This is a genomic window from Streptomyces sp. PCS3-D2 (assembly GCF_000612545.2).
Lineage (GTDB): Bacteria > Actinomycetota > Actinomycetes > Streptomycetales > Streptomycetaceae > Streptomyces.
In genome coordinates, this window is record NZ_CP097800.1 from 5,262,560 (window position 1) to 5,286,673 (window position 24,114).

The following is a 24,114-nucleotide window of genomic DNA, read 5'->3' on the forward strand; positions in this document are numbered from 1 at the left end:
GAGCTCCACCTCGCCGCTGGTCTCCTGGTTCAGAAGCCGACGGAGAGCAGCAGCCAGTTCGTCGGTATCAGACGCTGGTGCACTCGGAGGGACGGCTAACACTTCGGCGGGCAGGGTCATGCCGCTGCCCGCAGCCCGGCTGAAGCCAGAAGGCACCAAGCGGTGCCGTCGGCCGACAGGCCCCAGTACCCGCGGTGCACACGAGCGAGGTGATCAACGAGGAACAGGCCACGCCTGCCCTGGTCGTCCGGCTCCACCATCGGGTACACGGGAACGTACGGGCCGCCGCCGGCCACCGCCACCGTGAACGTGCTGGATCCAGCGATCAGTTGAACACGGATGACTTCGTCGGTGCCGTGCATGAGTTCACTCGTGTAGAGCTCGCTCGCGATCAACTCGGCTGCTTCCACCACGTCTTCTTCAACACCCCAGCGACGCAGGCAAGACGTTGTGAACCGCCGGATGTCCTGCACGTGACGGGCATCCTCCCGGCTGTACGAGCCGGGGCCAGCCGGCCGAGCGCATCCGACCGCAGCCTCTGCTCCATCACGGAATGCTTCAGCTCGAGGAACCTCCGCACGCCGGGCGACGGAGAACGGCAAGGGCGGCAGCCGGTCCGGAACCGGGGAATCGCCCAGGCGAAGCACGGTCGGCACCTCGGCGTCGAGCAGGCGATGCCCTGCACTCTCCGGCGCGGAGCGCGCCACCTCACGGAACGTGGTCATGGAACCCATCGCACCGCCCTGCCGAGGAGGGGAACAGGGGAAGGAAGAGGGGGAAAAACTCGTCAAGGGGGAACCTGAGGGGGAAACCACGGCCCATGATGGGGACACACCCACCAACAGAGGGCACACTCATGCCAGCAGACTTCGGCCACCTGCTCCTCCAGCTCCGCCTTGACGCCAGACGCACCCAGGAGCAGCAGGCGGCCGCGATCAACGCGGTATCCGGTCGGGAGACCATGACGCGCCGTGAGATCAACCGCTACGAGCACGGCGAGAACATCCCGACCAACCACACCCTGGCCCACATCGCGGTGGCGTGCGGGTTACCCCCCGAGCAACTTCTGCGGGAAGCAGCTGCCGCCCGCGAGCGGCGCCGAAACCCGTCCCGCCGTGAGGCGGAGGAAGGAGTCGACGTGCTGAACCGTCGTACGCTGATGGGCGGCGCCCTCGTCGGTGTCGCTGCAGCCGCCGAACCGTGGGGTCGTCTCGCTCACGCCCTCGGTAGAGGCGCCCGAATCGACGGGGACTCTGCGGACACGTTGGCCCGGCGGGCAAGCGCCCTGCACATCAGCGAACATCACCTGACCGCTCAGCAGCTTCGCGGCCAGGTCGAATCGCATCTCGACGCCATCACCGCCGCGCTTCCCCGAGCAGGCCAACACGAACGGGCCCTCACCGTCGCCGCCGGCGAGACAGCAGCACTCGCCGGGTGGGTGGCCTGGGACCTGGGAGATCACCGGACCGCGCACGCCTACTACAAGGTGACCGCCGACTGCGCCGAGGCCGCAGGCCACCCCCCGCTGCGTGCCCTCGCGCTCGGCTACGCCAGCTACGGGACCAACACTCCCGGCCAAGCGGTCGAGCTTCTTGCCAAGGCCGCCCAGGACGTTCGAGGTCCCGGAAATGGCGCGGCCGCCGCCTGGATCCACGCCCGGCACGCGGAAGAAGCCGCGAACACCGGCGACGACACGGCCGCTCTCCGCGCGCTCGACCGCGCCCGCATCGCTTACGACTTCGCCGACTACACCGCCGAACAGGCATGGGTGCAGTTCATGACCCCCGCCCGGATGGACTCGCTCGTGCTCTCCGTGTACGGGCAGCTCGGCCACCAGCAGCTCGCGGAGACAGCAGCCGACACCATGCAGCGCCTCGGCAGGGACCTGTCCGACTCAGGAGTCGTCATCCTCGGCGAACTCGCCCACGCACTCCTACAGGGAGGCGACATCGGCCACGGCGCCCATGTGGCGTACCAGTTTGCGGCCGCGGCTCACCTGCGCCCCACCACCATGGGCCGGGCCCGCGCCGCCGCTGTCGCCGCGCGACTGCCCCACTCGGAGCGCGACCTCGCCCATCACCTGCAAGAGCTCGCCGCCTGAATCGGGCCCGGCCCCGCACCCCGGCGCCGGTGAGGGGCCGAGACGGCCGACTAGCGCGGGGTGGTCTCCTCAACCACCCACTTCAGGTACGCCTCCGAGCCGCCGGTAACCGGCACGGTGACCCACTCAGGCACCTCATAGGGGTGCTCCCGAGCCACCCACGCCTCCAGCTCGGGGAGCCGGCTCGCCGTGGTCTTGAACGAGAGCCGCCACTCCTGCGCCTTCTCGATCTTCCCCTGCCACCAGTACGTGGCGCTGAACGGGCCGTCGACGTGACAGCAGGCCGCCAGCCTGGCCTCAACAGCCCCCTGCACCAGGGCCTGCGCCCGGGTCTCGTCGTCAATGGATGTCTGTGCGATCACGATCTCGCTCGCCATGCGGCCCCTCCTGGTTGGTCTACCCCGACCCTACCCAGCGGGCCCGAGCCGCAGCGGCCGGATACGGCTGGAGGGGGCCCGGCCGCCGCCGGACCCCCTCGGGGCCGTTACTCCACTGCTCGCACCGGGCTTGACCGGCCGGGCTCAGGCTCAACCGTTGGCCGCTCCTGCTCATACAGCCAGCGCGGCAGGAGCCGCTGAACCACCGGCAGCGCCATGACGCGCGTGACGGCACCGGCCACTGCGAGAGCCACCGCCACGCCGGCCGCCGACTGCGGGAGGCCGGAGGCGTCCACGATCAGCGGTAGACCGGCGGCCAGACCCAGCAGGGTCTGGAACACGGTGCGTACCGTCCTCTGGTTCGCATCGGAGACCCGGCTCACTTCGGCACCACCAGCTTCTGCCCCGGGTGGATCACGTACGGAGACGAGATGTTGTTCGCCTTCGCCAGCGCCTGCCACGAGACGCCGAGCTCCTGCCCAATGCCGGAGAGGGTGTCGCCGTCCCGCACCGTGTACGTAGTGCTGCCCCCGCCGCCGGGCTTCCCCGCGAGGCGGGCACCGATGCGCTGGCGCAGCCCCGACATGCTGAAGCCCCGAGGATCGACCTTGCCCGGCTGCCACTCCTTGTGGCCGATCACGCTGGCCGAGCCCCACTTGTGGGCGCGGCAGATCGCCGCGGACACCTTCTCGATGGCCTCCAGTTGCGCTCCCGGCCACGGATCTTCGCCGTCGCCCAGGTTCTCGCACTCGAAGCCGTAGAACGAGGTGTTGCCATCGGCATCACTTTCGTTCGCCGCCGGCAGCGCCCGCTCTGCGATCACCGCGTCCAGGACGTCGGAGTCCCCGGCCCCGGCATGATTCGCCCGCCCGTTGCCGATCAGGTAGACCGTGCCGTCCTTCGCGATGACACCGTGACAGAGCGGGCCCGGGAGGCCGGCGTATCCGTTCTCGCAGATGCTGACCGTGTTGGCGGTGCCGGACGTCACCGTGTGGTGGATCATCACGCCGCGGACAGGACCCCACGGGCCCTTGTGGTTCCGGTTGTGGGTGCGCCAACCGGGGCGCTCGACGACGCGCACGCCTTCGGCGCGCAGCGCCGCCACGAGTGCATCAGCACTCAGCGGTGTAGCCATGTTCGGATCTCGGATTCTCCCCGCGCCCAAGATCAAAAGAGGTAGGCGGAGCTCGCGTCAGCGAGCCGAGCCCTGCGTGACCAGCCACAGCTGGAGCACCATCAGCAGAAGCGGCGCCACGAAAGACGAGAGCACCAGACGGCGGGTTGCCGCTGCCTGCGCCTGGTCCTCGCGGCGCTGCTGCTCCGTCCGCTCGGCTACCTGGTCGTGCTCGCCGCGGAGCCCCGCAAGAGCCGTCTCGACGGCTCCGATGCGCTGCTCCGTCGCCCGCTGGTCAGCCCGGTACACATCCTGGGTGACCACCTGATCGAGCCGGGCCGCCAGGTGGGCGAGGTCTCCTCGCAGGTCCTCGCGGAGCTGCGAGACCGCGCGGTGCAGCTCCCACAGCGTCGGTTCTGCGCTCGGCGGCACGGACACGGACATCACTCTCCTGACGGCCCCGCGCGCCTGAAGTCGATCGTACGTGCGCGGACAGGACGCCCTTGTCGTCTCCCCAGTCCGGTCAAAACCCGTGCGCTGGGAAGGCGGGATGATGCAAGACTGCCGACCATGGTGGTGCCGCAGACGGACCCGATGGCAAGAGCGATGATCGCCGGCGGAGTGGATTACCGGCCTTGGGATGGGCAAGGGCTCCGCGATGACGAGTGCTTCTTGTGTACGCGTCCGATCCCATCGGGCTCGGGCTCCGTGGAGGACGTGATCCCGCGCTGGCTTCAACGGGGGATGATGCCGCCCGGCCACCCTCGGCCGAAGATCGAGCTCCCGAACCTGACGCCGATCACCGCTGACAAGGTCAAGATTCCGGCATGTCGGCCGTGCAACAACGAGCACCTGAGCCGCATTGAGAACACGGTCCGGGAGGCCTTTGCGGCGGGTGCCGAAGCGGTTGCTGCCCTGCCGGAGGCCACCATGAGAATCTGGCTGGGCAAGATCCTCTACGGGCTTCGGCGCAATGACATGCGCCTGCGTGCGGACCGCCGAGACCGGAACTCGCCCAGCCTGGCGGAAACTGGGGACTTGGAGCAGGCGGCCGATCTGCACCTGCTCCTCCAAGAAGCGCGGGGCGTTGTTCGTACGCGTCCCGGGCACTCCACGATCATGGTCTTCGAGTCCCAGGCGGACGGCTGCAACGTCTGCGACTTCGACCTTGCCGTGGCGATCGGCTGGCCGTACGCAGTCATGATCAGGATGGGCGCCGTGACGGTCATGGGGGCGGTGGCGGATGGCGGCGCGCTGGGCATCCTCAACAAGGCCGCGGCGTTCGCCGTCACGGCCGAGCTGGCCCTTCACGCACTCCAAGCCAGGGCCCTGTGGGCGCTCTTCGTCTACCACGCGGCTGTGCTGCGTCAGACCTCGGTTCCGGTCCGCTACGCGGTTGGCGACGGCCAGGTCTGGGTTGATCGAGTACCAGGTGGAAAGCCCGAGTTCGATCACGCGGGTGCACCCGCCTCACCTGACCTGATCTTGCAGAACCTCATCAACACGTCGGCGGACGTGCTGCGGGCCCACGGGGGCCCGCAGGGCTTGCTGCTCCTCCCGGACGGATCGCCGCGCGCCATGCCGTCCGAACACGGTGTGCGGAAGCTCGGCCTGTAAGGCGCCGACGCGCGGGGGCGGGCCCAGAGGTCTCCTGGGCCCGCCCCGGGGCTACTTCACGAAAGTCACCTTCAGCTGTGGGGGGTACTGCTGCCCGACGCCGTGAGCCCTTCCGTAGAAGGTGCTGTCCGTGTTGTTCGGGTCGAGGGCGATGCCTTTCCACTTCGTTTCGTCGAAGATCGACGTCACGTCGATCCACCGCCCTTCGTTGCGGCGGAAGGACACCGTCATTGATTGGGCGTCGCTGCTGAAGGTGCTGGGCCGCGACCCGTGGCTGTGGGCCTTGATCACTGCGGATCCGCCCGCCGCGTAGTACCAGTGCTCGAAGTAGACGAACAGCAACGCCTTCTCGATCTTTGCGCCGCTCAGGTCGGTGCTCAGCGAGGCGGGGAAGCCCACAAGGCTTGCCGTCAGACCGTTGGTGCTCGAGTAGTAGCCCTGGAGCATCTGGTTGCCGTGGTAGCTGCTGTACGAGCCCCTGTTGGTGTACGTGCCGGACCAGGCGGCGCTGTAGGTCTTCTCGTACCGCTGGGTGGCCGGCTTCGTCGGCTCGGTGCCGCCGCCCGAGCCGCCGCGGTTGAGCTCGCCGGTGTTCGTGATCGCCCGACCTACGTCCTCGACGTACATGAGGGCGGGAAAACCGGCCCCGCCGAAGAGGGAGACGGTCCCACCCGCGCCATAGCGCCACTGGAACGTGCTGAGGAATCGGTGCGTGCCGGCGCCCAGTGCGGCCCCGGACGCCAGGTATTCCAGCCGCAGCCGTTGCCAGCCGCCACCGACCGGGAAGACCGCGCTCTGGAGCTGGCGAGACGTAACGGTCGGCGCAGCCGTACCGCCGTCTCGGAGGAACAGCAGCAGCTCCCCGCCACCGGCCGAAGGGTCCGCGTAGGCGTCGACAACTATGCGGTACTGACGATCTGCCTGAATGCGTACGGGGAGTTCGACGTAGCCGGTCTCGGTCCCCATGTCGGCCTGGACCCCGGCGGTCGAGGTGTGCACGGCGACCATTCCGCGGGCGAGCTCGGACAGCTGGGTATCCAGCTTCTCGCCGTTGACGGAGAGGACGCCGGCCACGGACAGGTCGTTGAAGGCGCCGTGCCCGTTCTCGTTGATGGTCGCCACGGGCGTGCCCTCGTTGGTGATCGTCAGGTACTGCGGGCGACCCGTGACCAGAGAGATCGACTCCTCGCCGGTCGGGTCGAACAGCCTCAGCCCCTCCGGGGAGATCTCCGCTCGTGAACCGCCGCCCCCGGACGACATCACGAGGCGAATCACCACGTTGTCGAAGGTCACGCTTCCGGCCGTGCCGTCATTGGCGCCGAGGCGCAGACGACCCGTGACGGTCTGCGGGGGCGCGACCGAGGAAGGGCTGCCCGCCATGTACTGCCAGCCCTTGCCCGCCATGCCGGACGGCCCGGTGAGTGTGCTGTACCCGAGTGTCGTTCCGGCCGCGTCCTCCCACCGGACGTACACGGTGAAGTTCCGGCCGACCCAGTCCGCGCTGACCTGGTAGTCGACCGCCATCCACACCCGCATCCCAGGAGTCGCCTCGAACAGGCCCAAGGTGTGGGTCCGGTCCGTGGCAGTCGCCGCGGTGCAGTCCGCGCGGATCGCCTTCGGGGTGTCCCGGCCCGGGGTGACGATGCTCCACCCACCGGTCGGTGCGACCCGCTTGGCCGCGACCTCGCCCTCGAAGCTGGCGTCCGCGACCAGGTTCCCGTCGATGCCCAGGGCGATCTTGTCGGCCGTGATCGACCCGGCCTTGATGTGGACGGCCTCCACCGCCCCCGCCGCGATCGCGGTGGCCGTCACCGAGTTCGCGGCCAGCTTCTCCGCGGTGATCGCCAAAGCGGCCACCTTGTCCGCCGTGATCGCCTTGGCCGCGATCTTCTCGCCGGTGATGGCCAGCGCAGCGAGCTTGTCCGTCGTGATGGCACCGGCGAACACCTTCGGGGCTGTGACCGCGCCGTCCGCGATCTGCACCCCGGGCAGGATCGGCCGCAAGGCGGCGTTGTCCCACCACACCGCGCCGGCCGTCGCCGCACCGGACTCCAGGCGTATACGGGCCCGCACCGCCTCGGCGGGGGCTGTCAGAGTCGCAGACAACCGGCCCCACTGGGACCGCAGAGGGCTGGTGGCGCGCGCTTTGCCGTAGCCGAGGATCTTGCCGTCTCCGGCCTCCCAGCGGGCATGGAAGCTGATCTCCGTGCCTGCCCAGTCGTCCGACACCCAGTAGTCGACGGCCAGGTACAGCTGGTCGGTGGGCGTGGCGGGCAGCACCGTGAGGTCCACCGCCCGGTACACGGCCGTGGCTGAGGTGGCGTCGATCCGCAGCGACGAGGCCGAGCCGTTCCCTCGGGTCTTGTCCACGGTCGCCCAGGGCAGGGCCGCGGTCAGAGCCAGCGTCTGCGGGCCCTCGAACGACGGGTCGGCGAGGACGTTCGCGGTGCCGACGATGGTCATCTTGTCCGCGGTGATCGCACCGGCGACCACGTGCCCGGCGGCTACGGAGGCGGCCTGGAGCTCGCGGCCGCTGATCGTGTCGGCGGCCACCTTGCCCGCGGTCACCGAGTCGGTGGCCAGAGCAGCTGTGGTCACGCTGCCCGCGACGAGGTTGGAGCTGTCCACGATGCCGGTCTTCAGCACCTCGACCGTGACCGCGTCCACCTGCATCACGCCGGTCGCCGAAGCTGCCCCGGTGCGCGAGGAGTCGAAGTTGAGCCAGAGGTAGGGCGCGACGAACCGCACGTCGGCGTGCAGCCTGCCCGGCGCCCGCGGATCCGGTGTGGCCCCGCCGCCCACGGCCGCACCTGCCTCACCTCGCCCGCGCACGTAGCCGGTGAAGACTTTCCACCCGTCGCCGACGGTCGGAGTTCCCCGAGAGGCGGCGCAGTACACGTGCGCTTCGACGCTGTTCGCGCCGGTGCGGTTGACCATGGTGGTGCCGTCGGCGGCCAACCCGAGCAGCCCCACGTACACGGTGTCCGTGCCGGCGTCCGAGGAGCTGAGCGTCCGGATCCGGGCGGACACCCGATACAGGCTGTCCGGGTCGTACGGGATCGGCGTCGAACCGCGGACCACCGCGAAGCCCGTCGCCTGCCCGACGGTGCGGCCGGTGGGCGCATCGACCACACCGGTCAGGTGCTCCCACTTGCCGCCGGTCCCGATGCCCAGTGGCTTCCACGCGGCCGCGTCCCCGAGCGCGTCCACGTAGTGCTGGGTGATGCCGTCGGCCAGGGCTCCGCCCAAGGCGTTCAAGGTGACGGCGCCGGCGCCGAGCTTGTCGCTGGTGACGGCTGCCTTGGCGAGCTTGGCTGCGAGCACCGCCCCGTCCGCGAGGGCGGCCGACTTCACCGCGCCCACCGCGATCTTCGTGTCCGTGACGGCCTTCTCGGCCAGCTTGATGTCCGACACGATCCCGTCGAGGAGGTCTTGTCCCACAGCCTGCCGGGCCGCTGCGGCGACAGCGGCTGACGGGTCACTCGGCTTGCCCGAGGTGCTGACCGCGACCAGGCGCACATGCCGGGGCTCGTAGTCGGACACTGCGATCGTCACCGATGCCCCGGAGGCAGCCTCGATCGTCGCGGCCGGGTTGCGCACGTCCACCGGATCGGCGGCTGAGCCCAGCAGGTGCACCTGCACCCGGCCGAGGTTGAGGGGCGCGGTGGCCGCGTCCACGAAGCCGCCGTCCCAGGTGACGCGAAGCCCACCAAGGACCGGGGTCACACGAGGGGCGCTCGGTGCCGGCGGGGGCGGCCCGTTGAAGGTGGCCACGCCCGTCGTGCCATCGAACTGCACGCCGACGCTGCCCGTGAGGACTCCGTCCTCGTCGTACACCTCGATCGAACCCGCCTCGACCGACGAGTACGCCAGGGATGCCGTCCGAGAACCGCGGCTGAGCTGCCGCTCCACATCGGCCAGCCGGGACACGATCTGCGTCAGGTTGCTCGCCATCGTCAGCCCCCGTACACGAAGCGGTCGGACCGGGCCAGCGACAGTGTGACCCGCTCGGGCTCCTCGCCCTCCGGCGGCCGGATGGACCAGCCGGTGACGCGGCACCATCCGGACCAGTTCGCCCACTCGTCATGGATGCGCACCCGCACGTCGTCGCCGATCTGCCACGACCCGATCCGGGCCGCCGGGTGGTCGATCACGTGCAGCTCCTCCACCTCTCCCATCACCTGGCGGGCCGTCCGCTCCCGGCGGGCGCGGGCCGCGAGCCGGTCGTTCCCCTTCTCGTTCGGTACCTCGAGGACGCGCTCCAGGCGCAGCCTGCCGTTGCGGACCGCTTCGACCGCACGCCGCCGCCCCCGGCCCTCCCCGGCACCGAGCGCGATGACGACCTGGGCGTACTCGTCGCCGTCGTACGTGACCGGGGTCGTCTCCGCGACGTTCACGCCGGAGCTGAAGGACAGGTCATGGCGGCGGGTGCCCAGGCGCGGCCAGCCGAGCTGGATGCGACCCACGGGCCGGTCTCCGGAGAGCACGGTGGTCTCCGTCCACTCCGGGCCGCCGTCCACCTCCGTCATGTCCTCGACGATGTCGCCGAGCACCGGGGCCTCCCACCACTCCGAGCGGAACGGCTCCGTCGGGGTGCCGACCTTCGCTTTGCTGACCGTCGGCTCCACCTGCACGCCGAGGTCACCGTCCGGCTGGTCCTGGGCGTACGCCCAGACGTCCCGGATCACCTGGCACGGGTCGGCGTACGTGTACGGGCCGCGCCCATCGAGCTCACCGTGTACGTCGTGGCGGCGGTGCAGGTAGGAGCCCCAGCCGGCCGCTTCCAGCGGGTACGCGCCGCCCTCCGGCTCGGCACGCCAGATCAGCCCGCCCCACAGCAGGGTGTCGTCCCGCTCGACGGTCAGCACCGTGTTCCCGGGGCTGATATGCGAGCCGAGCAGGTGCCGGAACGGGACCGGCACGCGCCCGGAGAAGTCACCGGGCTCATCGAGACGCAGCCCAAACTCGACGTCGGTCAGCGGCAGGTCCGGTACGACCAGGCCGCCGGTGAGGGCGTCACGGACCTGGTAGCGGTAGGCGGGCATCAGGTGCCCTCCTCGAACTCGATGTCGGCGATGACCGTGGTCACGACGTCGGCCTGAAGCGACCCGGCGTTGTCCTTCGAGAGGAAGACGAGGCCCTGAAGTGGCTGCGTGGTGCCGCGCATGTCTGCTGGGATGCTGATGGTGTCCGCCGCGATCGCGTTGATCCGCACGGACCCGTCGGTCCCCTTGGTGCTGCCGTCGTCGATCTGGATGGACTGGCCCTGGACGGAGCCAAGCCGGAAGGCTGTGGATCCCCAGATGCTGCCCAGCACCTGAAGACCCGAGACGGTCATGACGATGCGGGCGCGCACCGCCCACTTCGGCACGCGGATGTTGAACCGGCTCGCCGGTGGCCAGTCCGCCCAGCTCCCGCTGTTGCCTGCCCAGTTCTGGTCACCGCTGGGGGAAGCGGTGTGCAGCTGCCGCTCCTTGCGCGGGTTCGCGATCGTGCGGACGTCGCGGATCATCCCGTCCGTGATGACCTTGGTGTTGGCCGGCATGTCGATCCGGGCCAGGGCGATGGCGGTCATGCCCGCGGGCGGCGTCGTCGTGTTTGCGGACACGTTCGGGATCACGTGGAAGTAGCCGATGTCGTCCCGCTCGGGGTCGCGGACGCCCTCGTACTCCGGGTCTTCCACCCGCAGCACGAGCAGGTCAGACCGCGGCGAGACCCCAGTGGGCGCGACCGGCACGCTCTGGAAGCCCACGTTGTACTGCGTGTAGGAGCCCTGCCCCCAGGCGACGGCGCCCCGGATGACGGCCGAGCCGTCTCCCACCCGGACACCTGCACCGGGGGTCGCAAGCTGGCTGACCCGCAGGTCGTCGGACTCGGTGATGCCCTGTGCGCCGTGGCTGAGGTCGCGGACCATCATCCGGAAGGCGCGGGCAGCGTGGGTGCCGCCGTGGACGAGCAGCGGCGGGTTGATCAACGTCATGGGCGGTCCTTGCAGTTAGAGGGCGATGTGCGCGCTGCGCCAGGTCACGGCCAGGCGGGAGGCGGAGGAGTAACCACGGGCGGTCCACCACAACTCGGTGGAGCCCGTCGGGATCTGGAAGCCGTCGAGTCGGGAGTCACCCGACAGGGAAGAGGCGACGTTCTCGCTGCCGTTGCGAAGCGCCCACCGCGTGCCCGGCCGGGTCTCGATGTCGATGCGTTCGCCGGTCGCCAGCGACACGCCCAGTTCCAGCAGCGCGCCGGTCTTCGGCATGTAGATCCGCGGGCTGATCACCGGCCCGGTGATCCGGATGGTCGGCCAGGCCGGCATGTCGCCGTCGTTGCGCACCATGCCGCGCCGCTCCTGTGGCACGGACGTGCCCGTATTCACCGGCGCCTTCACCGGTGCCTTGAGGCCGCCCAGGCCCCGGGAAGACAGCGACAGGGTCAGCGCCGACACCGTGTCGCCGTGGAAGTACGGGTCGGTCGCCGCGAACTCCACGTCCAGCGGGACCCAGCCGAAGGCGGCCTGCTCCCAGGACGGCTCAAGGCGACGCAGCCGACCGAACAGGACGCGGGTGGGGCTTCCCGGCCACTTGATCCGCAGCGGCATGTTCGCCCCGGGGGCGGTCCGCACCGACGCCGCGTCGGCCGCCTCCTGGAGGTCAGCGAGGATCTGCCGGGCGGCGGCCGGGTCGCCGGGCGTCTTGATCGCGCAGTCGATGCGGACCGTACGGGCGTCGTACCAGTCGGACCCGGCCCACGCCCCGTCCGCGCCCGGCCGCGGGACCAGCTCGCCGCGCACCGGCGCCCTGCCCAGGCCCTCAACCTCGGCAATCGGGATGGACGTGCCGTGACCGAGGACCACGCCGCCGATTTCGATCTGGAAGTCCTTCAAGGCGGTGCTCATCGCAGGCCGCCCCTCTTCGCGCGGCGCAGTTGGTACGCCACCGAAGCCGCGATGTCGCTGGCGGTCGCAGCCGCCTTCGACACGTGGATGGTCTGCGTGCCGATCGCCGGGGCCTGCTGCACCACCACGACCTGCGGCCGGCCCGCGCCCGCGTCGACCAGACGCTGAGGCGTCAGGCCATAGCCGAAGCGTCCGGCCGTCTCGGCCAGGACGTCCGTGGCCCGGCTCCGCTTCGATGCCGCGTGCGGGATGAACGATTCTGCAACCGTCTCACCCTCGGCGAACTTGATCAGGCCCCGGCCCGACCCGCGGAAGATCCCTGGCTCCCAGATGCCGCCGTTGGCGTAGGACAGGCCGCGGTTCGCCCGCGCCAGATCGGCCAAGAACCGCTCGGCCCGCGAACCGACACCGCGCAGCTGGCTGGTGGCCAGGTTGGCGACCTCGATCAGCCGGTCTTCCTCTATTCCCGTCGACTCGGCGACGTAGTGGATGCCGCGGCCGGTGGACAGCGCGGCGATGATCTTCACCAGGTCGGAGAGCTGGTCCCCGGACAGCGCCTTGTCGGCGGCCCGAGACGCCTTGTCTGCCTCGGCGGCCTTCTTCGGGTCCTTTACCGCCTGCTCGGCCAGCTTCTCCGCGGCCTCGTCGCCCTGCTCAGCAAGGCGGGCGGCGAGGGAGCCGTAACCGGCGGCGGCGAGCTTGGCCAGGTTGGACTGGAAGGCGTCGGCGTTCTTGACGGCGTTGCCCAGCTGGCGGGCGTAGTCGGCCAGAGACACTCGGGCGGCGCCGGACAGCTTCTTCAGCTGCTCCGCCATCTCGTTGATGTACTTCGTCGAGCCCTTCGCCATCTTCGCGGTGAGCTCGATGCCGTCCTCGCCCATCTCCTCCAGGGCATCGGCCACGTCCTGGCCGGCGCGGGAGGCGATCGTGGCCAGGTCGGAGCGCCACCGCTCCGTCTTCGCAGCAGACTCCCGCAGGTTCTTCTCGAACAGCGCCAGGTCGAAGGTCTCCTTGCCCTTCTTGTCCTTCCGCATGGACTTCGACCGCAGGCCCGAGCCGCTGCCCCAGCTCGGCGACGGGGAAGGCTGGTAGCTCCAGTCCGACAGGCCCCCGCCCGCGAAGTAGCTGATCTCCCCGCCGAAGCGGCGCGCGACTTCCCCGAGGATCGCCTTCGACCTGGTGCGCTTGCTGCTGGCCAGCGGAATGTAGGCCTCGCCCTGCGTCTCCGGTTCCGCCCACACCCGCCAGGCCCCGGCCGGGGCGATCTGCGCCACGTGCTGCTCCGAGCGGACACCGCCGTCGGCGTAGTACGACACGACCCCGCCGTCCGCCTCGAACCGGTAGCCGTCCGCCCAGGGGCCGGGTCCCCGCGAACCGGAGGTCCGCCAGATGTCGTTATGGACAGTGGTGATCGTCACCGTGCGCCCGGTGAGGGAGTTGATCGCGCCCTGGATCGCGCTGACGTTGCCCGTGGCGGTGCCCGTGGGCACGGAGACGTTCACGTTCTTCGAGCCCGGGATCTCGGTGATCTTGAAGCCCAGGTCGGTGAGCTGCTGGCGGGCGCCCTCCGTCGGCGCGGCCACTGTGACGTACTTCGCGCCGGGCACGCTGCCGATGGCGCTCTTGACCGCCTCCAGGCTCGCGATCGTCGCGGACGTGCCCGCGCTGGTCTGGATGTGCTTGGACCCCGGCGTGGCGCTGATCTTCGCGATCAGCGCGTCCAGGTCCGCGCGGGCCAGATCGGTCGGCGCGCTGACCTGCACCGTCCGGTCCTTCAGATCGGTGATCTTGAAGCCCAGCTTCTCCAGCTCGGCGCGCGCTTCGTTCGACAGGGTGGAGATGGTGACGGTCTTCTTGTCCGGCGTCGCCTTCAGCGCCTGCTGGACCGCCATCAGCTCGGCCATCGACGCGTCCATGCCGGCGGTCTGGAGGAGGATGGACACCTTCTCGGGGACGAGGCCCGCCTTGTCGGCCAGGTTCGCGGCCTGCTCGGCGGTCAGGCCGAAGCCCTGCGCCGTGGAGATCGCCGAATCCCGGGCGGTGGCCATCTGCTTCTGCGCAGCCTCAAGCGCCTCCGGCACGGACTTCCCGTTGGCCTCGGCGAACTGGTAGGCGGCGAGCGCGGCATCGGCACTGTTCGTGGACAGACCTTGGAGGAGGTCGTACAGCTTCTGCCCGTTGCGGGTGACGGTGGACAGCGAACCGTCCATGTTCAGAAGGACCTTGCCGTACCCCTCGGCGTGGTCCACGCCGCCCTTCAGGGCCTCGCTAGCGTCCGACACGGAGCGGTTCAGCCTGGCTTCGGCCGCGGACAGGTTCACCGACCCGCCGGCCAGGATGTTCAGCGCGTCGTGCAGGGCGCGGGCTCGCGAGTCGGCGTCAGCGGTGGTGTCGGACAGGCGCCGCATAGCGTCGGAGAACTTCCCGAAGGGGCCCACGGAATCGGCGGCGGACTTCGCCCCCGACGCCTGTGCGTCCGCCAGGTTCTTCGCGTCGGTCACGGCCTGAGACATCTCGCCCTTGACCGACCCCAGGGCTCGTGCCGCCTGGTCGTAGCTCTTGCCGGTCTCGGTGAACTGCCACTTCCCGACGCGGCCCTGGGTGACGAACTCCCGGTTGGCTGCGGCCGTCTCCCGCAGCCGGTTCTGGAGGGCGTTGAGGCCGCCGTCTTGGCCGAGGTAGGCGTCCGTGAGCTGCCGGGCAGAGACGCCCACCTTGCCCATGACGTCGACCAGCCGCGCCTTGCCGTCGAGGACCTTGGCCTCCATGACGGCCTGCGCGGCGACGGCACGCACGTTGTCGTTGACCGCGCCGTTCGACTCCCGCAGCGCCTGCGAAAGGCTGCTGATCCGAGACTGGTGCTCGGCCGCCGCCTGTGCCGCCTTCTGCTGGTGGGAGGCAAGCATGGACAGGCCGACGCCGGCCGCCGCGATCGCGACGCCCCACGGCCCGCCCAGCGCGCCCATGAGCCCGCGGGCCGCACCGCCGAGGCCGACACCGATGGACCGGGCCAGGCCCTGAGCGGGGCCCTCGGCCGCACGGAACGCGGCGCTCATCTGTCCGAGGATCGGGATGCGCGTCTGGAGCACGGCCATGTGCTGACCGATGCGGCTGACGGACTGGCCCTGCCGCTCGGCCAGCGCCGACTGCACACGCATTTGGTCGCCCCACGACCGGTAAGCGCCGACGAGCGGTCCGGACACGGTTCCGGCCAGGCGGCTCATGACGGGGGCGACTCGGTTGGCCATCAGCATGGCGATGATCGCGGTCTGGACGGGGCCGGGCAGCGCGCCGAAGGCCTGCACGAGCCAGCCCACGCCCTGGCCGATAGGCCCCAGGACCTCGGAGAGCCCGGACGCACCGGCGCTGGCGAGGTTCAGGGCGGTGGTGACGATGTCCAGGGCGGTCGCCCCGGCCCCGGCCTCGCCGGTGACCTCGGCCAGCGCCTCCGCGACGGGCGCCAGGCCCTCGCCCAGGTTCTCGAGGATGTCCAGCCCGGCGCGGCCGGCGTTGACGACTACGTTGATGGCGGACGCGAGAGCGTCGAAGGCGAGGTCCTTCAGGGGACCGCCCAGACCGCCGGCGGCGTCCCGAATGACGTCGAAGCCCTCCGCGATGGCCGCGGACGCCGACGGCTTCGCCAGCGTGTAGAGGTCGTGCAGGTAGTCCAGGCCGCCGGCCAGCGCGGGCGTGGCCGCGCCGAGCCCGGACGTGAGCAGGCGGGTGACCTTCTCCAGGCCCGGCGCGGCGGAGGTGTAGAGGACCTGGCCCGTCGTCTTCCACTGGCTCTTCAGCTGGGTCACCGCACCGGCCAGCCCCTTGGTCTGGGAAGCGGCGATCTCACCGGCCGCGCCCGTGCGGCCGATCGCGGTCCGCATCTGGTCGAACGCCTCGGTGCCCTGATGCGCCAGCGCCAGCGCGCCCTGCAAGGCCGGCTTGCCGACGACCTTCGACATCGCCGCGGCGAAGTCCTTGTCGCTGAGCCGGTGCCCTGCCTGCTCGAACCCCTCGACGATCCCGCGGAGACCCTTGAAGTTCCCCTGCGCGTCCCAGGCTTCGATGCCCAGCTCGGCCAGGCCCTCCTTCATCCGCTTGGTCGGGGCGGCCAGGTTGGTGAAGATGCCGCGCAGGGACGTTCCTGCCTTGGACCCGAGGATGCCGGAGCGGGCAAGCATGGCCACGGCCGTCGCGGTGTCCTCGATGGACACCCCGAGCTGCGCAGCGACCGGCCCGGTGTAGGACATCGCGTAGTAGATGTCCTTCAGACCACCGGACGCCGCGTTCGCGCCGGCCGCAAGGACGTCGGCTGCGCGTCCCGCGAAGTTCGAGCTCAGCCCGAACTGATCCATGACGTCCCCGAGATACTTGGCGGCGTCAGCGGCGGAAAGGTTGTCGGCCGCCGCCAGCTGCATGGCAGCGCGCCCGTTCGCGATAGACGAGGTGGCCGTCTGGCCCGCTTTGGCCAGCTCGAGCATGGCGTCCGCGGCCTTCGCCGCCGAGGTGCCGGGGATGGTGAGGTCGGAGCCGAGCTCGCGGGCCTTGGCCGCGGCCATCACCATCTCTTGGCCGGACGCGCCGGTGACGGCACCCCACTTCTGGATGGCGCGCTGGTACTCGTTGCCCTCCTTGGCTATCTCCGCGAGCCCATGGACGATGCCACCGCCGACGACCAGGTTCCGGAGGTGGTGGGCCTCCTGTCGGGCACCGAGCAGACCGCGGCGCAGCTGCCGCATCGACGCGTCGCCGTCCGCACCGACCTGCCGCAGGCCCCTGCGGGCGGCGTCGGAGTCGGCGGCGATGCCGCGCAGCCCGGAGGCGCCGGAGCCGACGCGACCGAGAGTCCGATGGATCGCGTCGACATCGCGGCCGAGGGAGCGCAGGGCGCCGGAGGCGCCTCGGATGCTGGAGAGCAGGTTCGCGGCGTCAGCGCGCATCTGCACGCTGAGCGTGTAGGACGACACCGGTCCGGTGCCCTTACTCCCCGCGCCCGTTCGGTTGCGCCCCTGCCGCCCCACACGGCACGTGCCGGCCGGAGCCCGCACGCTGGTGAAGATCAGCGTACGGGCGTCAGCGGGAGGCCTGCTGCTCCTCCCAAGCCCGGCGCGGGACGAGGCCGATCCGGACGCCGTACCCGTCGGGGCCTTCGGGAACGGTCTGCTGCTCGGTGGCGATCAGCTCGCACCCCACGCACCGGACCGTGGTGGTGACGTACGCGAACCGGTCTCCGCCGTGCTGCTCGTCCCATTCGGCGGCCCGGGTGCCGCACTGCTCGCACACGCTGCGCCGGTACGCCTCGTACGCCAGGGCCTTGACCCGGTCGGACTCCGACCACCGGCCGTCTCCCGCGCCGACGAAGTACGAGTGCGGGATGCGGTAGCGGTCGCACAGCTCCAGCTCGGAGCGGAGGCGCTCGTCAGCGATCAGCCTTTTCCCAGCTCCGAGGCCGTCGCGCGGTTGATCTGCTGCGCCTGCCAGGCCGCCGCGAACAGGCTGTTGGACTCTGCGACGGGCCAGCCGTCCAGGAGGTCCTGGGCTTCCTGCACGGTCATGCCCTCGACTTCGCGGCCGTCGTCGTCGCGCTCGACATGAGCCGCGGAGACCAGCGCGGCGGGGAAGCTCGTCGGGTTCCAGGCGTCGCCGTCCTCGGCCTGGTCCTCCGTAGGCGGATGCTGCCGTATCAGCCCATCCAGTGTCGGACGGGGCAGCGCCCGGAAGGACAGCGTGACCGACACCTCGTCGAAGGCTTCCTGCGCGGCGACGAGCTCGGCCTCTGCCGCCTCCAGCTCCTTCTGCTCGCCGCCGGTTTCGGCATCAGCCAGCCGAAGCCGGGCAACGTCAAGCTTCGCCCGGTCCAGGCGCTGCTTGGCCGCCATGTCGTCGCACAGCTGAAGGACCTGCTCGGGAAGCTGGCGGGCTCGGAGCCGGGCGAGTTTCCGCGCCCAGTGGTCGTCGCGGCCGGTGGCCGGCGCGGTCGTCGGTTCGGTGGGGGTGGTGCTGGTCATCGGGAGCTCCGTGTTGGGGAGGTCCTGGCCGGGCGAAGAGCGCCGCCCGGCCAGGAAAGGAGGGCGGGGCGGTTACGGCTTCGGCGCGGCGGCCGGTACGGGCGCGTCCTGGAGCGGCTTCTCCGTGATCGAAAAGGCCACGGTGAACTTGGCGGCCTCGTTGTCCACGCTGTACTGCGGGGACCGGGAGCCGATACGGACGGGGAAAACGTCCATCGACCGGGAGCCGGGGACGTCGCCCTTACGGAGGAAGACCACCCAGCCGGTGGAGTCCTTCGTGAGCAGCTGCTCAATCTCGTCCGCGACCTTGTCCTCGTAGAAGCCGAGGGACGAGTCGTCGGCCTGGTCGACGCCCGGGATCTTCGACTCGAACGTGGACCCCAGGTCGGGGGTCTCGATCGCCTGGTTCGACAGCGACCAGCCGTCGATCGCCGCAACCGCGTTCGTCAGGTCGGTGCCGGCGGTCAGCTCCGCCCGAGTAGGAAGGTGGCCAAGGTCTTTGACCGTCTTCAGCCACAGGATGCGCGTTACGCCGCGGCGCGAGTATTTCTGGATCTGCAAGGTCTGCTGTCCGATTCCGGGACGGCAGCCGCACGTCAGGTAGGCCCCCGTCCCTCGACGATGTCGGGGAACCGGCCCACCCGGTTGTCGGGTTGGGCGTCCGCGCGGGGGCCTCCGCGGTGAGGGTGGGACCCGTCGGTGACCAGCGAGCCCTACCTGATTAGCCTACTGGCGTCCAAATGACGGTCGGATCAGCCTCAACTTGGCCGCCGGAACGCTAGGATCGCCATGTGACCGATCACGGCCCGCACACGGAGCAGACGGCGCCCGCCAGGGCGGCCGTGGGCTGCGTCCTCGTCGCCGTTGAGTCGGACTGGACAGCCGCCGAGACGACACACCTCGTCAGGTCTGCGCGCTGGCTTTCGGAACAGCGCGTCACCCCGCTCGCTGTATCGCCTGGGGTAGGCCGCCGTGCCGCAGCCCTTCAGCTCTTGCAGGTAACAACGCTTATCAGCCACGGCGTTGACGTAGAGCTGAAAGACCGCAGGGTCCGCGACCTTCGCGCTGAAGGCTGGACCATCGACGGGCCGCCCCCTCCCGTACTCACCACACTGCCGACGCCCATTCCGCCGGACAGCCAGGGACCGCCGAGCAGCCTGGCGCTACCTGCTCTGGAGCAGCCGCACGTACTCGATCTCTTCCAGAGCCAGTTGGTCCGCACACTGCAACGAATGTCCAGCGCCGACCTCGCAAGGCTCCGCCGCAAGCTCGCCCGTCTGAAGCGGCAGATCCAGAGGGTCCTGGACCGGTTGCTGGGGGGCGTCGGCTACGAGTTCGTCTCCTACGTACCACCCCACGACACATCGCCATGTGGACTGCCCAGGATGGCTTCCCCTGAGATCCCACGCGGGCCACAGCCCGGTCTCCACCTCGATGCCCCAGTACACCCCTGGGCGCTCGCTGCCTGATCTCCGGAACAGGCGGCTGCTGCGCCTGTTCATCGACCTGGAGTTCCAGTGCAGCTCATCAACATCACCGTGTCCGCGATCGCGGAGAACGGAACGGAATCGACCCTCATCGCACTCGGTGCGGCGGTCCTCGGGCCGCCCGTGACAAAGCGGCTCGTCGGCCTCACGCGGGAGTTCTGGGGGCCCAAGGTGACGCGGCTCCGCCGGGTGATCGCGGACCGTGTGGCGCCCCCCGAGCCCGCCGAAGACCGGACCGAGGAGGTCGTCCACCTCTCCGAGCGCGTCTGACCCAGTTCGTGAGGGCGGGGGCCGTCGCGGCTCCCGCCCCCGCGCATCTCACTCCGAAGCGGTGGCGCTGACCTGGTACCGCTGGACGCACGTCGCGAAGTCCCCTGTCGCGGAAGGGTCTGCCCCCTCATCCACGATGAGCTCGCGAGCCCAAATCCTGCTGCCCTGCACACTGAGCGGCTGCTGCCACTCACCGGCTGCCGTCCGGCCGAGGAACCCGTGGCGTACGCCGTCGGCCAGCCATTCCGCCTGATCGACGCGGGCGCCCACGATGGTCACCTGGTAGGTGAGATGGGCGTCCTCCCCGGCGTCGGAGAACGGTGCTCCGTCCACGGGTCCCCCCAGCGGGTAGAGGACGGTGTACGGCAGCGGCGCCGGCCGCCCGTCCACCAGGGGTAGCGAGCCGAGCCCGCACGGCCTTCTGGTTGCCGTGACCAGCATGGCCCGGACCGCAGCTGTGATCGGGGCGCGGTCGATCATTCCGGGCCTCCGGCGAAGTGCGCGGCGGCCGGTCCTTCGATCGAGAGGACGCCGTACCGGCACAGGCCGAGCGCGTCCCACTCTGTGACGCCCGGCGTCGTGATGATGGACAAGGCGCGTTCGCCGTCGCCGTCCAGCATCTCGGCGACGATCACGGCCCGGGACAGGATCCCTCGCTCGTGCCCGCCCAGGACTTCGGTCAGCGCCATCTCAACGTCGGTGGACAGCTCGCTCACAGGGCACGCTCCACAGCCGCACCGAGGAGCCGCACGACGGTCGGTCCCGTGGCTTCCAGGGCAGGCCCGGCGTGCGGGAATGGCGGCTGGGCGTACCGGCGGCCGAGGGAGTCCGTGCCGACGAAGCCGTACTCCAGCCGCCGGGCCTGCGGGGCGCTGGTGCCGACCTCCGCGACCCACACCGGGCCGCCGCCGTGGACCTCCGACCGCCACGATGCGCGGTACTGGCCGGTGATCACCCGCGGGCCCGGACGGCCGGAAGCGCGGGCCCGGACCGCTGCGACGATCGCCGCCGCGCTGAAACGCACCGCGGCCTCGGACTCGCCGCGCAGCACCAGCGCGCCCTGGTCGAGAGCAGCCGCAAGGGCGGCGGGGTGGTTGAAGGAGCCGGCCTTCTTCTTGCTCACGATGCGCTCCGGTCGCGCTGCTCCAGCCACACCGTCCGCAGCACCGGGAAGGAGGACACCTCGCCCAGCGTGGTCACCTCGTACGTACGGCCCACGGCCTGGGTGTCACGGGCCTCCTTCACCAGCACCTCGTCGTGGTCCTCCAGCTCCGCGGCCTCCAGCGGCAGGAGCAGCCGGTACCCGGCCCGGATCTCCTCCTCCCACGCCCCGTCTCGGCCCCGGGAGCGGATCTTCTCCTGCTGCGGGTACAGCCCGGCCTTGCCCTCGTACACGATGAGGGGGGCGGCCGGGACGAGCGCACCGGTCGCCGGGTCCAGGACGTCTTCCCCGCCAACCCGGATCACACGGACCTTGTCCGGCATCATGTGGCGCTCGGCGAAGAGGGCGATGCCGCGAGCGTTAAGCACTGGCAGCCCACTCCCGCAGCTGTGCCAGGACCCCGCGGGTCAGCTCGCCAGGCTGGCCGTCGAGGTCATCGCGGTTCAGCACGGCCTCGTCGAGCTTCTGCCACTGCACCGCATCCAGGAACTGGATCACAACGTGCCGCAGATCCGCCGGCTCGGCCATCACCTCTGCGAGACCGTCGAAACCGAACCCCTGCCACTCGGTCTTCACGTACAGGGTGACTTCCGGGGCCTCGCCCGGGGCCTGCATGACCCTGTAGACCTCCACAGCCGCAGAGACGTCTTGGCCGTCGAGCTCGATCACCGGAGGCTCATCGTGGGGTGCGGCGATCCGAATGCGACGGGACCGATCGAAGTTGCTCATGGTCTGGACACTAGGTGTGCGAAACGCACGCCAACCTGGTCGTTCCCATACGACCGACCCAAGGGCTGATGATCCTGGACCGGTGAAAACGGAACACCTCATTGCCCTCTGGGGGTGGCCCGTGGCCCTCCTGACCGCCTTCGCGGCGACCGCCCTCGGCGTTCACCTCAACGCCCGCGCGACGCAGCGGCGAGACGACCAGAAGGCTCGCGAGGAACTGGAAGCGCAGGCCGATGAGTTCGCCAGCGCGGCTTTGGCTGTCCGGGTCACCGGCTACACGAACGAGTACCTCTGGAACGGCCGGACACCCGTCCTGAAGGCCGCGATGATGGTCGGCGCCCAGTTCGCCGCCGGCATGTTGGACCCCCGACGAACCGGCGCCTCCGCAACCTGGGAGGCCGCGGCCCGCTCCTCCGTTTTGATCGCCTACCTCGACCGAGACCGCAACAGGGCGGCCGCCGACGTCACTGACTCCCTCAAGCACGCGCTGCGCGTCGCCATGCCCCTCGCTCGGCACGCGGACCCGGCCGTCGAGTCCACCACGGACGCGGTCCTCGATGCCCTGATCCATCACCACAGCCAAGCTGTCCTCGACCAGCGACTCCGCGCCTTCCGCCAGGCCGTGCGGGAGGCCGCGATGCCCCCCTCGCCCACCTGGCGACGGGTTGCCCAGCGGATCGCGGCGCTGCCAGCGGCAGGGTTCCAGGCCGCTCGCTCCCGCCTCCGCCGTACACCAGCAGGCCCGTGAACTCGGGCCACCAGACCGTCCCGTTCGGTGCCGTAGCGTGAAGCGCGTCCACTAATCAGAGCTGGCTGCTGTGCTTATCGGACCCATGTGCCCCGTCCTCCGCAACGAGGACGGGGCACAGTCACGTCGGCCGCCGGTGCGCCCCGGCGTTGACCGTTTTCTCTTCTGCCCGTTACCCGGCCACTCTGGTACCCAGGATGAACCGCACCGGCTGGCCTGAGCCGTCATTCCGAGCCTCCGCGGAGCGCCTTCAGCAGCAACGGCGCAACGTCCTTCATCTCGATCCATGCTCCTTCGAAGTCAATCCCTGACCCGGTCCAGGCCACGGCCCGCACGCGCCGAGGCATCGCCCGGTGATCGCGGCCGAGCCGGGCGACCGCGTGACCCAACTCGGCTGCGTTGGCCATCGCCTTACCGCCCGCGTGGCTGCCCAAGCGGAAGGGAAGCTGCTTCCTGCCGCCAATCCCGTCCGCAGGGAAGATGTAAGGCACGGGGGCTTCCGCCCCGTAGTCAAGCTCGATGCGTACGCCCTCTATCTCCACGTCGTGGACACCGCGGTTGGCGGCCTTCACAGTGAGGTAGTACGGCTCGGAGAAGATCTGGCGTCCCTCCTGGCCGGCAAGGCCTACGGGAATGGTGATGATCCGGCCGTCCTTCAGGTTGGCCCCGGCAAGGAGCTCCACCCCGATGTCCGGCGTGCCGTCCCCTCCTCCCTGGGACTTGGCGCCATGCTGAACCGGCTCGCCAGGTGAAAGCAGGCCCCGAGCATTCAGCAGATTCACCAGACTTCTGTAGGCGTCCAGAAACCCGTCCCGGGCTTGGCATGCCTGCCTGTTGAGGTCGTTGCGCTCGGCCTCGGTGCCTGGATAGCTCATCTCCAGGACTGGTTTCCCTTCGTCGGAGACGTCGTGCATGCCGTTCAGCTCACCGTAGAACTCCTCCAGGCCGGCCATGACGGCCTCGTGCGCTTCCTGGAGCACGGGGTCGACGTAGTCCAGTGCGTCATCCTCCAGCGCCTCGTACGCATCGCACACGGGATGGCTCACGGAGAGTGGAATCCGGAAGAGCGTCGGCGCCTTGCGAAGCCAGGTGCGCCAAGGCCCGTCATGGGGCAACAGGTTCAGCAGCCGGGCCGCCTTGAGCCGGTCGGAGTCGGACGGCAGACCGACCGGTGCAACAGGGGCGTCGCTTACGGTGGCGGCCGGCGGAGGCTCTGCGGTGTCCGAGTCCGACGGTTGCAAGCGGCGCTCCTCAGCCGCTGCTTTGCGTAGGCGCTCCCACCGGCCTACTCCCCACTTCGGGCGGCCTACCTTCTGCTGGGCTCGCCCCTCGAGGTAGTCGACCAGGACCGTGAACGGCCGTCCGGCTTCTGGCACGGATTTCCCCGTGAACCACGGGCTGGTCTTACTCCTACCCAAGTTCACAGGGGGCTGCTGAGCCCTTCCGTAGGTCTCGATCTGGCCCAGCGACAGGTTCGTGACCTTCCTGAGCTCCGCCAGCGCGGCGGCGAGGGTATCGACGGCTGGGGTGTCGCTCATGGGGCTCCCTGTTCAGTCTGAACGTTCGTTGAACGGCAATTCCACCAGGTCTGACCTGCCCGAACACCCCGTTCAGCGGA

Annotated in this window: 24 protein-coding genes; 5 read left to right on the top strand and 19 right to left on the bottom strand. The window is 70.1% G+C overall.

What is annotated here, in order from left to right; translation table 11 throughout:
* Window positions 1-116: 116 nt before the first annotated feature.
* The gene (locus tag AW27_RS23165) at window positions 117-725 is read right to left on the bottom strand and encodes an ATP-binding protein (protein ID WP_157840272.1); all 609 of its coding nucleotides are present in this window, start codon (window positions 723-725) and stop codon (window positions 117-119) included.
* A 131-nt stretch (window positions 726-856) separates the two neighbouring features.
* On the opposite strand from AW27_RS23165, the gene AW27_RS23170 reads away from it, so the two are divergent.
* On the top strand, window positions 857-2,101 hold the full coding sequence (locus AW27_RS23170; RefSeq protein WP_037924076.1) for a helix-turn-helix transcriptional regulator: 1,245 nt from the start codon (window positions 857-859) through the stop codon (window positions 2,099-2,101).
* A 50-nt stretch (window positions 2,102-2,151) separates the two neighbouring features.
* On the opposite strand, the gene cutA is transcribed toward AW27_RS23170, so the two are convergent.
* From cutA to AW27_RS23190, 4 genes are all read right to left on the bottom strand, one after another.
* Window positions 2,152-2,478 (bottom strand): divalent-cation tolerance protein CutA, encoded by a 327-nt coding sequence (gene cutA, locus AW27_RS23175; RefSeq protein ID WP_037924078.1) that lies wholly within the window; start codon window positions 2,476-2,478, stop codon window positions 2,152-2,154.
* 107 nt (window positions 2,479-2,585) lie between these two features.
* Complete coding sequence (locus AW27_RS23180; RefSeq protein WP_483316551.1) at window positions 2,586-2,819, bottom strand: hypothetical protein; 234 nt, start codon at window positions 2,817-2,819, stop codon at window positions 2,586-2,588.
* Window positions 2,820-2,857: 38 nt separating this feature from the next.
* Window positions 2,858-3,613 carry a LysM peptidoglycan-binding domain-containing protein gene (locus AW27_RS23185; protein ID WP_037924080.1) on the bottom strand — a complete coding sequence of 252 codons (756 nt, stop codon included), beginning with the start codon at window positions 3,611-3,613 and terminating at the stop codon, window positions 2,858-2,860.
* Window positions 3,614-3,670: 57 nt separating this feature from the next.
* Window positions 3,671-4,036, bottom strand: a complete 366-nt coding sequence (locus tag AW27_RS23190; protein WP_037924083.1) for a hypothetical protein — start codon at window positions 4,034-4,036, stop codon at window positions 3,671-3,673.
* A gap of 126 nt (window positions 4,037-4,162) precedes the next feature.
* On the opposite strand from AW27_RS23190, the gene AW27_RS23195 reads away from it, so the two are divergent.
* Window positions 4,163-5,209 (top strand): hypothetical protein, encoded by a 1,047-nt coding sequence (locus AW27_RS23195; RefSeq protein ID WP_037924086.1) that lies wholly within the window; start codon window positions 4,163-4,165, stop codon window positions 5,207-5,209.
* Window positions 5,210-5,260: 51 nt separating this feature from the next.
* Here AW27_RS23195 and AW27_RS23200 read toward each other — a convergent pair whose 3' ends face one another.
* The 8 genes from AW27_RS23200 to AW27_RS23235 form a co-directional block, all read right to left on the bottom strand.
* Window positions 5,261-9,163, bottom strand: coding sequence for a hypothetical protein (locus AW27_RS23200; RefSeq protein WP_052030914.1), 3,903 nt, complete (start codon window positions 9,161-9,163; stop codon window positions 5,261-5,263).
* A 2-nt stretch (window positions 9,164-9,165) separates the two neighbouring features.
* The gene (locus AW27_RS23205) at window positions 9,166-10,254 is read right to left on the bottom strand and encodes a hypothetical protein (protein WP_037924088.1); all 1,089 of its coding nucleotides are present in this window, start codon (window positions 10,252-10,254) and stop codon (window positions 9,166-9,168) included.
* Window positions 10,254-11,189: a hypothetical protein gene (locus AW27_RS23210; RefSeq protein ID WP_037924090.1), complete on the bottom strand. Its 936-nt coding sequence runs from the start codon at window positions 11,187-11,189 to the stop codon at window positions 10,254-10,256. The genes AW27_RS23205 and AW27_RS23210 overlap by 1 nt, the downstream gene beginning before the upstream one ends.
* Before the next feature lie 15 nt (window positions 11,190-11,204).
* Window positions 11,205-12,098, bottom strand: coding sequence for a phage tail family protein (locus AW27_RS23215; protein ID WP_037924091.1), 894 nt, complete (start codon window positions 12,096-12,098; stop codon window positions 11,205-11,207).
* Window positions 12,095-17,032 carry a phage tail tape measure protein gene (locus AW27_RS23220; RefSeq protein ID WP_236647724.1) on the bottom strand — a complete coding sequence of 1,646 codons (4,938 nt, stop codon included), beginning with the start codon at window positions 17,030-17,032 and terminating at the stop codon, window positions 12,095-12,097. Before AW27_RS23220 ends, AW27_RS23215 begins: the two co-directional genes overlap by 4 nt.
* A gap of 133 nt (window positions 17,033-17,165) precedes the next feature.
* Window positions 17,166-17,375 carry a hypothetical protein gene (locus tag AW27_RS23225; RefSeq protein WP_052030916.1) on the bottom strand — a complete coding sequence of 70 codons (210 nt, stop codon included), beginning with the start codon at window positions 17,373-17,375 and terminating at the stop codon, window positions 17,166-17,168.
* A gap of 143 nt (window positions 17,376-17,518) precedes the next feature.
* Entirely contained in the window at window positions 17,519-18,100 is a 582-nt protein-coding gene (locus AW27_RS23230; RefSeq protein ID WP_037924095.1) for a hypothetical protein, read from the bottom strand.
* A 72-nt stretch (window positions 18,101-18,172) separates the two neighbouring features.
* Window positions 18,173-18,661, bottom strand: a complete 489-nt coding sequence (locus AW27_RS23235) for a phage tail tube protein (RefSeq protein WP_037924098.1) — start codon at window positions 18,659-18,661, stop codon at window positions 18,173-18,175.
* A gap of 230 nt (window positions 18,662-18,891) precedes the next feature.
* Here AW27_RS23235 and AW27_RS23240 point away from each other — a divergent pair, with 230 nt between their 5' ends.
* Window positions 18,892-19,569 carry a hypothetical protein gene (locus AW27_RS23240; protein WP_157840274.1) on the top strand — a complete coding sequence of 226 codons (678 nt, stop codon included), beginning with the start codon at window positions 18,892-18,894 and terminating at the stop codon, window positions 19,567-19,569.
* Window positions 19,570-19,617: 48 nt separating this feature from the next.
* Window positions 19,618-19,857 carry a hypothetical protein gene (locus tag AW27_RS23245; protein ID WP_037924103.1) on the top strand — a complete coding sequence of 80 codons (240 nt, stop codon included), beginning with the start codon at window positions 19,618-19,620 and terminating at the stop codon, window positions 19,855-19,857.
* 48 nt (window positions 19,858-19,905) lie between these two features.
* Here AW27_RS23245 and AW27_RS23250 read toward each other — a convergent pair whose 3' ends face one another.
* The 5 genes from AW27_RS23250 to AW27_RS23270 are packed head-to-tail and all read right to left on the bottom strand — an operon-like array spanning window position 19,906 to window position 21,748.
* A complete protein-coding gene (locus AW27_RS23250; RefSeq protein ID WP_037924105.1) occupies window positions 19,906-20,337 on the bottom strand; it encodes a hypothetical protein in 432 nt (143 codons plus the stop codon).
* Entirely contained in the window at window positions 20,334-20,573 is a 240-nt protein-coding gene (locus AW27_RS23255; protein WP_037924108.1) for a hypothetical protein, read from the bottom strand. The genes AW27_RS23250 and AW27_RS23255 overlap by 4 nt, the downstream gene beginning before the upstream one ends.
* A complete protein-coding gene (locus tag AW27_RS23260) occupies window positions 20,570-20,980 on the bottom strand; it encodes an HK97 gp10 family phage protein (RefSeq protein WP_037924111.1) in 411 nt (136 codons plus the stop codon). Before AW27_RS23260 ends, AW27_RS23255 begins: the two co-directional genes overlap by 4 nt.
* Window positions 20,977-21,387, bottom strand: coding sequence for a DUF6093 family protein (locus tag AW27_RS23265; RefSeq protein ID WP_037924113.1), 411 nt, complete (start codon window positions 21,385-21,387; stop codon window positions 20,977-20,979). Before AW27_RS23265 ends, AW27_RS23260 begins: the two co-directional genes overlap by 4 nt.
* Window positions 21,380-21,748, bottom strand: a complete 369-nt coding sequence (locus tag AW27_RS23270; protein WP_157840275.1) for a hypothetical protein — start codon at window positions 21,746-21,748, stop codon at window positions 21,380-21,382. Before AW27_RS23270 ends, AW27_RS23265 begins: the two co-directional genes overlap by 8 nt.
* 121 nt (window positions 21,749-21,869) lie before the next feature.
* Here AW27_RS23270 and AW27_RS23275 point away from each other — a divergent pair, with 121 nt between their 5' ends.
* Window positions 21,870-22,496 (top strand): hypothetical protein, encoded by a 627-nt coding sequence (locus tag AW27_RS23275; RefSeq protein WP_304949897.1) that lies wholly within the window; start codon window positions 21,870-21,872, stop codon window positions 22,494-22,496.
* 224 nt (window positions 22,497-22,720) lie between these two features.
* On the opposite strand, the gene AW27_RS23280 is transcribed toward AW27_RS23275, so the two are convergent.
* Entirely contained in the window at window positions 22,721-24,034 is a 1,314-nt protein-coding gene (locus AW27_RS23280) for a hypothetical protein (protein WP_037924120.1), read from the bottom strand.
* Between the last annotated feature and the right edge of the window lie 80 nt (window positions 24,035-24,114).

What these genes read in the sequence shown, in the direction of transcription:
- AW27_RS23165 (WP_157840272.1), bottom strand. Translation starts at nt 725, where the DNA reads ATGACCACGTTCCGTGAGGTGGCGCGCTCCGCGCCGGAGAGTGCAGGG.
- AW27_RS23170 (WP_037924076.1), top strand. Translation starts at nt 857, where the DNA reads ATGCCAGCAGACTTCGGCCACCTGCTCCTCCAGCTCCGCCTTGACGCC.
- cutA (WP_037924078.1), bottom strand. Translation starts at nt 2,478, where the DNA reads ATGGCGAGCGAGATCGTGATCGCACAGACATCCATTGACGACGAGACC.
- AW27_RS23185 (WP_037924080.1), bottom strand. Translation starts at nt 3,613, where the DNA reads ATGGCTACACCGCTGAGTGCTGATGCACTCGTGGCGGCGCTGCGCGCC.
- AW27_RS23190 (WP_037924083.1), bottom strand. Translation starts at nt 4,036, where the DNA reads ATGTCCGTGTCCGTGCCGCCGAGCGCAGAACCGACGCTGTGGGAGCTG.
- AW27_RS23195 (WP_037924086.1), top strand. Translation starts at nt 4,163, where the DNA reads ATGGTGGTGCCGCAGACGGACCCGATGGCAAGAGCGATGATCGCCGGC.
- AW27_RS23200 (WP_052030914.1), bottom strand. Translation starts at nt 9,163, where the DNA reads ATGGCGAGCAACCTGACGCAGATCGTGTCCCGGCTGGCCGATGTGGAG.
- AW27_RS23205 (WP_037924088.1), bottom strand. Translation starts at nt 10,254, where the DNA reads ATGCCCGCCTACCGCTACCAGGTCCGTGACGCCCTCACCGGCGGCCTG.
- AW27_RS23210 (WP_037924090.1), bottom strand. Translation starts at nt 11,189, where the DNA reads ATGACGTTGATCAACCCGCCGCTGCTCGTCCACGGCGGCACCCACGCT.
- AW27_RS23215 (WP_037924091.1), bottom strand. Translation starts at nt 12,098, where the DNA reads ATGAGCACCGCCTTGAAGGACTTCCAGATCGAAATCGGCGGCGTGGTC.
- AW27_RS23220 (WP_236647724.1), bottom strand. Translation starts at nt 17,032, where the DNA reads ATGCGCGCTGACGCCGCGAACCTGCTCTCCAGCATCCGAGGCGCCTCC.
- AW27_RS23230 (WP_037924095.1), bottom strand. Translation starts at nt 18,100, where the DNA reads ATGACCAGCACCACCCCCACCGAACCGACGACCGCGCCGGCCACCGGC.
- AW27_RS23250 (WP_037924105.1), bottom strand. Translation starts at nt 20,337, where the DNA reads ATGATCGACCGCGCCCCGATCACAGCTGCGGTCCGGGCCATGCTGGTC.
- AW27_RS23270 (WP_157840275.1), bottom strand. Translation starts at nt 21,748, where the DNA reads ATGAGCAACTTCGATCGGTCCCGTCGCATTCGGATCGCCGCACCCCAC.
- AW27_RS23280 (WP_037924120.1), bottom strand. Translation starts at nt 24,034, where the DNA reads ATGAGCGACACCCCAGCCGTCGATACCCTCGCCGCCGCGCTGGCGGAG.